This window comes from Streptomyces sp. NPDC001443 (assembly GCF_053597355.1).
In genome coordinates this window covers 106,468-113,728 of the sequence record NZ_JBSFIA010000037.1, presented here as the reverse complement: position 1 = coordinate 113,728, position 7,261 = coordinate 106,468, and the positions used below count along the sequence as shown (strand labels likewise).

Below are 7,261 nucleotides of genomic sequence, written 5' to 3'. Positions count from 1 at the left end.
CGTGGCGGCCCGGCCCGGGCCGGGCCGCCACGGCGGGAAAGCACCAGGGCCGTGTCCCTCCCCTGCGCGGGGACGGGACACGGCCCTTGGGCGTGCCGGTACGGCTCCTGCCGCTCGCGTCGTCGGGTCAGTACCGCGGACGGCTGAACCAGGCGGCGCCGGACGGGGCGATCATCGCCGCCGCCATGATGCCGCCGAAGCCGATCCACAGCAGCGCCCACACGAAGGCGGCCGAGGAGCTGGCGCTGGCCGCGCTGATCAGGATGAGGACGCCGAAGAGGGCGCCCAGGATGCCGTAGACCATGGTGGTGATGCGGATGCCCTGGCCGCCGCGGGAGAACTTCACTCCCAAGGTGATCGACAGTGCCGTCAGGCCCAGGAAGATCACCCCGATGACGACGATGATGCCCGCCGACGCGTGACCGAGGTCCGAGAGCCCGTTGCTGCCGAACGTGTCCTCGCCCGAGTTGGAGGCGTCGTTGACCGCGGCGGCGCCGAGGACCATCAGGATGCCGCCGATGGCCTGCACCGCCGCCACGATGTAGAGCAGCACACGCGCGGTCGTCATCAGACCCGGCATCGTCTGCGGCATCGCGTTCGCACCCGCGTAGCCGGGGTAGGCCTGCTGCGGGTATCCGTAGCCCTGCTGCGGCGGGACGCCGGGCGGCTGCTGGGGGTAGCCGTAGCCGGGAGCGGCCGGCGGCTGCTGGGGCGGCTGCCCGTAGGGGTTGTTCGGGTCGCCGAAACTCATGGCGGTCCTTCCTCCGTGTTGCCCAGGTGCGGGGACGACGCGCGGCACGGTTTCGGAGGAAGGTTCTACAGATGCGGTCCGTCCCCCCGGTACTGCCCGCGACACTGTGCTGCTCATCGTTCTTTAGACGCCTCTTACTTGTCCAGCGGCATTCCGCATGTGTTGTGCAAGTGCAACATCGCCGATCATGGGCGGATGCTGCGGATTCGGCTGGTAAGGCGGAGGCGGGCGCCGTGCGACGGCCGGGGACGGACCGGCCTTGTCGTGGACCCGGATTGGAACCCGGGGGCGGTCATCCGGGAGGATGGGGTCATGACCGCCCAGATTCTCGATGGCAAGGCCACCGCAGCCGAGATCAAGTCCGATCTGACCGCCCGCGTCGCGGCGCTGAAGGAGAAGGGCGTCACGCCCGGCCTCGGCACGATCCTCGTCGGGGAAGACCCCGGCAGCCAGAAGTACGTCGCCGGCAAGCACCGCGACTGCGCAGAGGTCGGCATCGCGTCCATCCAGCGCGAACTGCCCGCCACCGCCACGCAGGACGAGATCGAGGCGGTCGTGAAGGAGCTGAACGAGGACCCGGCGTGCACCGGCTACATCGTTCAGCTGCCGCTGCCCAAGGGCATCGACGAGAACCGCATCCTCGAACTGATGGACCCGCACAAGGACGCCGACGGTCTGCACCCGACCAACCTCGGCCGCCTGGTGCTCAACGAGCCCGCCCCGCTGCCCTGCACCCCCAACGGTGTGCTGACGCTGCTGCGCCGCTACGGCGTGGAGACCAAGGGTGCCGAGGTGGTGGTCGTCGGCCGCGGCGTCACCATCGGGCGTTCGATGCCGCTGCTGATGACGCGGCGCAGCGAGAACGCGACGGTGACCCAGTGCCACACCGGCACCCGTGACCTGGCCGCCCACCTCAGGCGGGCCGACATCATCGTCGCCGCGGCCGGCTTCGCGCACCTGATCCGCCCCGAGGACGTCAAGCCGGGCGCCGCCGTCCTCGACGTCGGTGTCTCGCGCAACGCCGAGGGCAAGATCGTCGGGGATGTCCACCCGGGCGTCGCCGAGGTGGCCGGCTTCATCTCCCCGAACCCGGGCGGGGTCGGCCCGATGACCCGCGCCCAGCTGCTCGTCAACGTGGTCGAGGCGGCGGAGCGCAGTGCCGGCTGAGGCGGACGAGACCCGGCAGGGGGCCGCAGGGACCTCCGCGCAGACCTCCGCGCAGACCTCCGTACGGGCGTCCGCGCGGGTCGCCGCGCCGGACCCCGCGGAGGGCGACGCGCGGAGCGGGAGCCGGGACGGCGAGCGGGCCGACGGGAAGCGTGAGGCCCACGTCGAGGGACGGTCCGGCGGACAGGACGACGCCCGCGTCGACGGGCGGCCCGGTGGGCGGGGCGGCGAGCAGGCGGACGCGGAGCCCACCGTCCACGATCCGATCAGCGCGCCCGACGCCGCCGGGAGGCCGAGGCGTGCCACGCGCCGGTTCCCACTGTTCACCAGGGACACCGCGCGCCCCGAGGGCGGCGGCCGGGCCGCGCCCGGCGACGCTCCGGCCCCCGCGCGGCAGTGGCCGATCCTCGCCGTGCTGATCGTGGTCGGGCTGGGCCTGCTGCTGACGGCGCTGGACCAGTTCCGGGTCGGGACGATCCTGATCGGCGCGGCCCTCCTCGCCGGCGCGGTCATGCGCTGGATGCTGCCGAGCGTCGGCATGCTCGCGGTGCGCTCCCGCTTCACGGACATCGCGACCTACGGCGTGCTGGGCCTCGCCATCGTGCTGCTCGCCCTGATGGCGCAGCCGAACCCGTGGCTGGTGATCCCCTTCCTGAAGGGCGCGCTGCACTTCAGCGTCAGCGGCTGATCCCCGCGTACGGCGTACGGCGGTCCGTCCTCACCCCCGTCGGAGGACGGCCCGCCGCCGGACACCACCCTCCCCCGCCGCGAACGCGCGGTTCAACAGCTGCCGACGCGCTGTGTCACGGAAGTGACCGTTCCGCTACCGTGTCCGCGCCATGCCACAAGCGTGCTGCCGTGAGCGTGACGCCGTGAGTGTGCTGCCTCGACCGGTGATCCGGAGGCATTTGAGGCACGTGAGGTCACGCTTGTGTGCCCACTGTGTCGATGAGTTGACAAGTTCGGAAAGCGTCCCGAATCGGCCGTACACCGCGACTAACGTGTCCAATGAGGACGGTCCGGGACGGCTCGGGTGGACCAGGGCGTCCGGCGATCGGTCGGGCGCGCGGAGATGCACGCGCGCGGTCCGCGCGCTCCCGTGCGCCTTCGCCCCGGGAACTGGGTCCGCGGCCGGGCGCATCCCTGTGGGTAGTCGGAACGGGGACCCGGCGGAGGGCGTCACGCACGGGAACGATCGGCACCTGCCGGGGGGAAGAGGGGGGTTCGATGCCTCGTTGGAGGGCCTTGCCGGATGAACTCGATCCGCAGGTGAGGGAGTTCGTCAGCCAGTTACGGCGGCTGGTGGACCGCGGTGGTCTGGGCGTCGCGGCGGTGGCCGACCGCACGGGATACAGCAAGACGTCCTGGGAGCGCTATCTCAACGGCCGGCTCCTGGCGCCCAAAGGGGCGATCGTGGCGCTGGCCGAGGTGACCGGCACCAGCCCGGTCCATCTGACCACCATGTGGGAACTCGCCGAACGCGCCTGGAGCCGTTCGGAGATGCGTCACGACATGACCATGGAGGCCTTCCGTATCTCCCAGGCGCGGGCCGCGCTGGGGGAGTTCGGCGCCCCGCCCGTGAACGCCGAGCCGCCCGCGAAGGCCAGGCCGGGCAGAGCGGCCCGCCAGGGCGGCAACGCCACGGTGGCCCCGGGGGTCGCGGGCCCCGCGGGAGTCGCCCCGACCGTGCCGCAGCAGTCGGGAAGACCCGACATCGACGCCCGGCGGCGAGACGACGCCGTCCGCCACGGTTCCGGCCCGCACCCGGCTCCCGGTCCGGACCCGAGCCCGTACGGCGCACCGCCGCAGGGCGACGGGCCGGGGGCCGAGGGCTCGGCCGGAAAGCGGCGGGCGACGATGTTCCTCGCGGGTCTCGTCGGTGTCCTCGTCGTCATGGCCGGAGTGTTCTTCTTCGCCACCCACGACGGCGACGGCAAGGGGGAGGCGGGGACGGGTGGTTCGCCCTCGGCGTCGGTCGGCGCCACCGCCGCGCTGCCCGCCGGGGTGAAGTGCAGCGGAGCGGGCTGCACCGGCAAGGACGCGGAGAGCATGGGGTGCAGCGGCGCCCTGGTGACCACCGCCGCGAAGGCGACCGTCGCCACGACCGTCGTCGAGGTCCGCTACAGCGAGACCTGCAAGGCCGCGTGGGGGCGCATCACGGGTGCCGGGCGGGGGGACGAGGTCCAGGTCACCGTCGGTACCGCCCGGCAGTCCGGCAGCATCACGGCCGCCGGGGACGCCATCGCGTACACGCCGATGCTGGCCGTGAGGAACGCGGCCGAGGCGAAGGCGTGCGCGACCCTGGCGTCCGGACCGAAGGGGTGCACGCGGTAGTGGTCCGGTCGTAGGGGTGCGGGCGGTAGCGGTCCGGGTCGTAGAGGCGCGGGCGGTGGTGGTTCGGGCCGAAAGGGGCGCGCGGTGGCGGTCCGGGGCGTGGCGGTGCGGCCCGGGCGGTTCGTGGTGGTGCGAGTCGTGGGATGCGATCGGCGTCACGAACAATTCGGTGTCGGACACGCATGATCGTCGGCATCCGGGGCAGGCGGACATCACCCCCACGGGAGTCCGGCGATCCGGCACCCCAAGGCGGCCGCCCGTGTCCCCTCTCCCGGACCGGCGGCCGCCGGTCGCGCCCCCCCCGGGCCGCGAGCCCGGCCGCCGCGCCGGCCTTCCCGGCCGTGAGTCCGTCAGACGCTCTCGGTTTCCGGGCCGTGAGCCCGTCCGGTCGCCGCGCTCACGCACCCTTCAGGCCGTCAGCCCGGCCGTTGTTCTCACCCTTTGGGGTGAATGTCGATCGACTTGTTTCCGCGCGGCCGTTCGCCCGGTCGGCGTCTCTCTGTGGGGCGGGCCACACGGGCCCGCGCGTCCGGCATCCCGGATGCGCGATAGCCTGACCGCTGGATCTCTCTTGACGCCAAGAGATCGATCATTCGTACCGGTGATCGATCATCGCGGCCGGCGCCGGTCACGAGCCGACGGCGGGGATCCCGGACCCCCGGGGCAGGGACGCCCCACCGCCAGCTGTCATACGGAGAACGCCATGACCCGCACTCCCGTGAACGTCACCGTCACCGGCGCGGCCGGCCAGATCGGTTACGCCCTCCTCTTCCGCATCGCCTCCGGTCAGCTGCTCGGCGCGGACGTGCCGGTCAAGCTGCGCCTCCTGGAGATCACCCCGGCGCTCAAGGCCGCCGAGGGCACGGCCATGGAACTGGACGACTGCGCGTTCCCGCTCCTTCAGGGCATCGACATCACGGACGACCCGAACGTCGCCTTCGACGGCACGAACGTCGCCCTTCTCGTGGGCGCCCGTCCGCGCACCAAGGGCATGGAGCGCGGTGACCTGCTCTCCGCCAACGGCGGCATCTTCAAGCCGCAGGGCAAGGCCATCAACGACCACGCCGCGGACGACATCAAGGTCCTCGTCGTCGGCAACCCGGCCAACACCAACGCGCTCATCGCGCAGGCCGCCGCTCCGGACGTACCGGCCGAGCGCTTCACCGCGATGACCCGCCTCGACCACAACCGCGCGCTGACCCAGCTCGCGAAGAAGACCGGCACCACGGTCGCGGACATCAAGCGCCTGACGATCTGGGGCAACCACTCCGCCACCCAGTACCCCGACATCTTCCACGCCACGGTCGCCGGCAAGAACGCCGCCGAGGTCGTGAACGACGAGAAGTGGCTGGCCGAGGACTTCATCCCGACCGTCGCCAAGCGCGGTGCCGCGATCATCGAGGCCCGTGGCGCGTCCTCCGCCGCCTCGGCCGCCAACGCCGCCATCGACCACGTGTACACGTGGGTCAACGGCACGGCGGACGGCGACTGGACCTCCATGGGCATCCCGTCGGACGGCTCCTACGGCGTCCCGGAGGGCCTGATCTCCTCCTTCCCCGTCACCACCAAGGACGGCAAGTACGAGATCGTCCAGGGCCTGGACATCAACGAGTTCTCGCGCGCCCGCATCGACGCCTCCGTCAAGGAGCTCGAGGAGGAGCGCGACGCGGTCCGCGGCCTCGGCCTCATCTGAGCCGTCCGCGGCCGACCGCGCCTTCGCGGTTCTGTCACGACCTCGCACAGGCCCCGTTCCGGTTCCTACCGGAACGGGGCCTGTGGCCGTTTTCGCCGCTAACGTCGAAAGCGGTGGCCAACAGGGCGTTCGGGGGGTCCGTGATGGACGCATTCGGATGGGACGGCTCCGGTCCGGCACACGAGCCGGGTGCCGGACATGACGCCGGCTTCGGACATGAGCCTCGCTCAGGGCGCGAGCCGAGCGCAGGACATGAGCCGAGCGCAGGACATGAGCCGGGCTCAGTACATGAGTCGGGCTCAGGTCATGGGCCGAACTCAGGGCGCGAGCCGAGCGCAGGGCACGAGTCGAGCTCGGGGCGTGAGCCCGGCTTCGGGTACGAGCCGAGCGAGGAAGGCTCCGCGCCGCCGTGGGCGTCGGCCGAGACCCGGACCGGCACAGCGCTGCCACCGTCGTGGACGCTCCCGCCGGACCGGCCGCCGACTCCCCTCCCGCCCCCTTGGGCACCCGCCGCAGGTCACACCCCGGTTCCCGCTCCTGCCTCCGCCCCCGTCGGTTCCCGGGTGGCGCGTCTGCTGCTCGTGACCACCGCCACGGTCGTCCTCGGCGGGGGCGTCGGAACCGGGCTCTGGTACCTCACCCGCGACCCCGTCACCCCGTCAGGGGCGGCCCCGACCGTCGCCGCCCCGGCCTCCGCAGGCACCGCGACCACCGACGACACCGCCACCGGCGAGGACGCCGCGACCACCCCGGCCGCCGACGCCGACGCGACCTCGGCGCCGCCCGCGGCCACGACACCGGCGAAGTCACCCGCCGTGCCGACCGGGACGGCCGCCCCGGGCTACCGCACGGCCCGTGACCCGGTCGGTTACACCGTGGCCGTCCCCGAGGGCTGGACCCGCAGGCAGAAACAGGGCGAGCTGGCCCCGGTCGTCTCCTACGACTCCCCGGACGGCGGCCGCCGGCTCCAGATCTTCGCGCTCGCCGAGAGCACCCCGGCCGAGTCCCTGGACCTCGCCGAGCACGACCCCGGTTACGGCTTCGCCCGCCAGCCCGGCTACCGGGTCCTCGACCGCCGGTCCGGCACCGCCTTCGCCGAGCTGACCTACCGCTACGACGACGCGGACGCCGGCCCCCGCCAGGTGATCGACCACCGCTTCCGGGCCGCCGACGGCACGCTCTACGCGATCCGCTCCAGCGGCCCCGAGGACCTCGCCGCCGACCTGGTCCGGGCCCCGCTCACCACGGCGGTCACGTCCTTCTGCCCACCGGGCGGCGGGTGCGGGAGCTGATGGGGCCTGGTCGGAAAGCGAGCC

Annotated in this window: 6 protein-coding genes; 5 read left to right on the top strand and 1 reads right to left on the bottom strand. The window is 72.7% G+C overall.

Annotated elements, in window-relative coordinates:
- Positions 1-127: 127 nt before the first annotated feature.
- On the bottom strand, positions 128-751 hold the full coding sequence (locus tag ACWC24_RS31620; RefSeq protein ID WP_450666308.1) for a hypothetical protein: 624 nt from the start codon (positions 749-751) through the stop codon (positions 128-130).
- 312 nt (positions 752-1,063) lie between these two features.
- Between ACWC24_RS31620 and ACWC24_RS31615 the strand changes: the two genes are divergently transcribed.
- The 5 genes from ACWC24_RS31615 to ACWC24_RS31595 all read left to right on the top strand — a co-directional run bounded on the left by ACWC24_RS31615 (position 1,064) and on the right by ACWC24_RS31595 (position 7,237).
- The gene (locus tag ACWC24_RS31615) at positions 1,064-1,918 is read left to right on the top strand and encodes a bifunctional methylenetetrahydrofolate dehydrogenase/methenyltetrahydrofolate cyclohydrolase (RefSeq protein WP_450666307.1); all 855 of its coding nucleotides are present in this window, start codon (positions 1,064-1,066) and stop codon (positions 1,916-1,918) included.
- 265 nt (positions 1,919-2,183) lie between these two features.
- The gene (locus ACWC24_RS31610) at positions 2,184-2,606 is read left to right on the top strand and encodes a DUF3017 domain-containing protein (protein ID WP_450666320.1); all 423 of its coding nucleotides are present in this window, start codon (positions 2,184-2,186) and stop codon (positions 2,604-2,606) included.
- A gap of 539 nt (positions 2,607-3,145) precedes the next feature.
- Positions 3,146-4,252 carry a helix-turn-helix domain-containing protein gene (locus ACWC24_RS31605; RefSeq protein ID WP_450666306.1) on the top strand — a complete coding sequence of 369 codons (1,107 nt, stop codon included), beginning with the start codon at positions 3,146-3,148 and terminating at the stop codon, positions 4,250-4,252.
- 703 nt (positions 4,253-4,955) lie between these two features.
- The gene (locus tag ACWC24_RS31600; protein WP_152893564.1) at positions 4,956-5,945 is read left to right on the top strand and encodes a malate dehydrogenase; all 990 of its coding nucleotides are present in this window, start codon (positions 4,956-4,958) and stop codon (positions 5,943-5,945) included.
- Between the two features lie 563 nt (positions 5,946-6,508).
- The gene (locus ACWC24_RS31595; protein WP_450666305.1) at positions 6,509-7,237 is read left to right on the top strand and encodes a hypothetical protein; all 729 of its coding nucleotides are present in this window, start codon (positions 6,509-6,511) and stop codon (positions 7,235-7,237) included.
- The last annotated feature ends 24 nt before the right edge of the window (positions 7,238-7,261 follow it).

Coding starts and splice junctions, on each gene's coding strand:
- ACWC24_RS31605 (WP_450666306.1), top strand. CDS start 3,146: ATGCCTCGTTGGAGGGCCTTGCCGGATGAACTCGATCCGCAGGTGAGG.
- ACWC24_RS31600 (WP_152893564.1), top strand. CDS start 4,956: ATGACCCGCACTCCCGTGAACGTCACCGTCACCGGCGCGGCCGGCCAG.
- ACWC24_RS31615 (WP_450666307.1), top strand. CDS start 1,064: ATGACCGCCCAGATTCTCGATGGCAAGGCCACCGCAGCCGAGATCAAG.
- ACWC24_RS31620 (WP_450666308.1), bottom strand. CDS start 751: ATGAGTTTCGGCGACCCGAACAACCCCTACGGGCAGCCGCCCCAGCAG.